General features: G+C 73.5%; 4 protein-coding genes. 2 read left to right on the top strand and 2 right to left on the bottom strand.

Going from position 1 to position 3,636, the window contains the following annotated elements; translation table 11 throughout:
* Positions 1–17: 17 nt before the first annotated feature.
* Positions 18–1,808 carry a precorrin-3B C(17)-methyltransferase gene (gene cobJ / locus VNS22_RS14330; protein ID WP_414653362.1) on the top strand — a complete coding sequence of 597 codons (1,791 nt, stop codon included), beginning with the start codon at positions 18–20 and terminating at the stop codon, positions 1,806–1,808.
* Positions 1,805–2,575 (top strand): precorrin-4 C(11)-methyltransferase, encoded by a 771-nt coding sequence (gene cobM / locus VNS22_RS14325; RefSeq protein ID WP_325733529.1) that lies wholly within the window; start codon positions 1,805–1,807, stop codon positions 2,573–2,575. Before cobJ ends, cobM begins: the two co-directional genes overlap by 4 nt.
* A 12-nt stretch (positions 2,576–2,587) precedes the next feature.
* On the opposite strand, the gene VNS22_RS14320 is transcribed toward cobM, so the two are convergent.
* Together VNS22_RS14320 and VNS22_RS14315 are read right to left on the bottom strand one after the other, a co-directional pair.
* The gene (locus tag VNS22_RS14320) at positions 2,588–3,241 is read right to left on the bottom strand and encodes a response regulator transcription factor (RefSeq protein WP_325733527.1); all 654 of its coding nucleotides are present in this window, start codon (positions 3,239–3,241) and stop codon (positions 2,588–2,590) included.
* Positions 3,238–3,636: sensor histidine kinase (locus tag VNS22_RS14315; protein ID WP_325733525.1), on the bottom strand; the 399-nt coding region annotated here is incomplete at its 5' end. The genes VNS22_RS14320 and VNS22_RS14315, both read right to left, overlap by 4 nt.

Here is a 3,636-nt window from a genome sequence, read left to right as displayed (position 1 = left end):
CGCCCGCGCGAGCTGCCATGACCGCGATCGTCATCCTGGGCGCGCGCGGCCTGCCCCTGGCCCGCCGGATCGCGGCGGCCCTGTCCGGTGCCGAGGTCCATGGCCCGGTTGGGCTCGCGGTCGACACGAGCTTCGCCAAGGCGACGGAGCACCTGCTGGGCCTGTTCCGCCAGGGCCGGCCGATCGTCTTCCTGGGTGCCGCGGGTATCGCGATCCGGGCGGTGGCGCCGGCCCTGGCCGACAAGTCGGTGGAGCCGCCGGTCCTGGCGGTGGCCGAGGGCGGCTCCAGCGTCGTGCCGCTCCTGGGCGGCCATCACGGCGCCAACCGGCTGGCCCGGGAGATCGGTGCCGCCCTGGGTGCCCATCCCGCCATCACGACGGCAGGCGACCTGCGGCTGGGCCTGGCGCTGGACGAGCCGCCGGCGGGCTTCGCCTGCCCGGACCCGACACCGGTCAAGGCTTTGACCGCCCATCTGCTGGAAGGCGGCGGCGTCCGGTTTGACGATCCGGCGGGGCTGGCGCACGAAGCGGGTCTGGCAGGCCTCGCGGCGGATCCGGCCAGCCGCTGGACGATCCGGCTGACCGAGCAGGCCGTTGCCGCGCAGCCGGGGCAGCTGGTCTGGCATCCGCGCCGGCTGGTGCTGGGGGTGGGCTGCGAACGCAACGCGCCGGCCGGCCTGCTGATCGATCATGTGGCGGCCTGCCTCGGCCGGGCCGGGCTGGCGCCGGAAGCGATCGCCTGCGTCGCCTCGATCGACCTGAAGGCCGACGAGCCGGCCATCCACGCGCTGGCGGGGCATCTGGGCGTGCCGGTCAGGTTCTTCACTGTGGCCGAGCTCCGGGAGCAGACGGCACGGCTGGCCAACCCGTCCGAGCTGGTGTTCCGCGAGGTCGGCTGCCATGGCGTGGCCGAGGGGGCGGCGCTGGCCGGGGTCGGGCCGGCGGGTAGGCTGCTCGTGGCCAAGCAGGCGGGCCCGCGGGTGACCTGCGCGGTCGGGCTCGCACCGCTGCCGGTCGATCCGGGGGTGGTCGGGCGGGCGCGCGGCCGGCTGGCCGTGCTGGGCGTGGGGCCGGGCCAGCCGGAATGGCGGACCCGGGAGGTGGAAGCCCTGCTGGCGTCTGCCAGCGATGTGGTCGGCTATCGGCTCTATCTCGACCTGGTGGCCGATCGGATCGGCCATTGCCGGCGCCATGACTTCGACCTGGGCGAGGAGGAGGCGCGCTGCCGTCATGCCCTGGCGCTGGCGGCCCAGGGGCACGACGTGGCATTGGTCTGCTCGGGCGATGCCGGCATCTTCGCCATGGCCTCGCCGCTGGTGGAACTCCTGGAGCGGCCGGAGGACCCGGCCTGGGCGCGGGTCGAGCTGGTGGTGGGGCCGGGCATCAGTGCCATGCAGGCGGCAGCGGCGAGGCTGGGTGCGCCGCTCGGCCATGATTTCTGCGCGATCTCGCTTTCCGACCTGCTCACACCGCGCGCCGAGATCGAGCGCCGCCTGCAGGCTGCCGCGCAGGGCGACTTCGTGATCGCCTTCTACAACCCGGTGAGCCGGCGGCGGCGCGACCTGCTGCCGCTCGCCAAGACCATCCTGCTGGAGGCCCGCCCCGCCGACACGCCGGTGGCGATCGCCCGCAGCCTGGGCCGGCCGGAGGAGGCGGTGACGGTGACCACGCTGGCGGCCCTCGACCCCGAAGCGGTCGACATGCTGTCCCTGGTCCTGGTCGGCTCGTCCAACAGCCGCGCCGTGACCCTGCCGTCCGGCCGTACGCTGGTGCTCACCCCGCGCGGCTATCACCGGAAATCCGCATGACCGTCCATTTCATCGGCGCCGGCCCCGGTGCCGCCGACCTCATCACCGTGCGGGGGCTGGAGCTGATCCGGCGCTGCCCGGTCTGCCTCTATGCCGGCTCGCTGGTGCCGCGTGCCATCGTCGAGGCCGCCCCGGTCGATGCGGAGGTGGTGGACACGGCACCTCTGCATCTCGACCAGATCATGGCGCTGATCGAGGCGGCGCACGGCCGGGGCCAGGACGTCGCGCGGGTCCATTCCGGCGATCCCTCGATCTATGGCGCCACCGCCGAGCAGATCCGCCGCCTCGCGGCGCTGGGCATCCCCTACACCATCACCCCGGGCGTGCCGGCGTTTGCCGCGGCTGCGGCGGAGCTCGGTACGGAGCTGACCCTGCCGGACGTCGCCCAGTCGATCGTCCTGACCCGCACCACCGTGCGTGCCTCGGCGATGCCGGCGGGCGAGGAACTCGCCTCGTTCGCCCGGACCGGCGCCACGCTGGCGATCCATCTCTCGATCAACAACCTGGCGCGCGTGGTCCGCGAACTCGTCCCGGTCCTGGGCGAGGACATGCCGGTGGCGGTGGTCTACCGGGCGACCTGGCCGGACCAGCAGATCATCCAGGGAACGCTCGGCGACATCCGCGCCAAGGTGAAGGGGCTGGGCCTGACCCGGACCGCGCTGATCATGGTCGGCCGGGTGCTGGATCCGGGCCAGTTCTCGGACAGCCGCCTCTATGCGGCCGACCATACCCATGTCCTGCGGCCGGAGCCGGCCGGGCCGGGCTGAGGTGCCGGCGGATCAGGGCAGGAGGCCGCGCCGGCGCGCGGCGATGGCGGCCTCGACCCGATTACGCACCTGCAGCTTCTGCAGGATGTTGGTCATGTAGTGCTTGACCGTCTTCTCCTGGAGGTCGAGCTCCCGCGCCACCTCCTTGTTGCTCATCCCGCAGCCGACCAGGCGCAGGATGTCTTCCTCGCGACGGGACAGATCGGCGGGCTGGGCCTCGGCCGCGGCCGGGCGCGCGGCCCGCTCCTGCATGGTGCTGAGGATGCGGGCGGCCAGCGACGGGGAGACATAGGCGCCGCCGCTGGCGATGTCGCGCAGGATGGCCACCAGCTCCTCGGCACCCACGCCCTTGAGCACGTAGCCCCGCGCACCCGCCTTGAGCGCCGCGAGCACGTCCTCGTCCGCCTCGGAGACGGTCAGCATCACGATCGTCACGGCGGGAAAGCCGGCGCCGATCCGGCCGGCCGCGGCGATGCCGCCGCCCGGCATGGAGATGTCGAGCAGGACCATGTCCGGCAGGTGCCGGGCGACCAGCTCCAGCGCCTCCTCGGCCGACCCGCCCTCGCCCACGATGTCGAAGCCACCCGTCTCGGCGAGGCTGCGCACCACCCCACCGCGAAACAGCGGGTGGTCGTCGATCACGACGATGCGGATCGGATCGATCATGCCGGGCCATCCTGGGGCAGCGTCATGGTCAGCCTGGTCCCGTGGCCGACCGCGCTCTCGACCCGGAACTCCCCGCCGATGCTCTCCACCCGCTCGCGCAGGCCGTTCAGGCCGAGGCCCGGGCCGTGCCGGTCCCGTGCCCCGGCGTCGAAGCCCTGCCCGGAATCCTGGACGCTCACCTCGAAGCGGGCGGAGACCAGCCTGCAGGCCACCTGCTGCCCGGCGCCGCCGGCATGGCGGAAGGCGTTCATGAGCGCCTCCTGGACGAAGCGGTAGACGCAGATCAGGGTGGAATGCGGCGCGCTGCGCCGGGGGGCGGCGTTGAGGCTGCGCGCCACCTTCGTGCCGGTCCGCCGCTCGTGCGCCGTGACCGCCATCTCGATGACCTCCACCAG

It is taken from the genome of Geminicoccus sp. (assembly GCF_035556675.1).
Classification (GTDB): domain Bacteria; phylum Pseudomonadota; class Alphaproteobacteria; order Geminicoccales; family Geminicoccaceae; genus Geminicoccus.
Note: the sequence above shows the minus strand (reverse complement) of the source record. Positions and strands in the feature narration are given on the sequence as shown.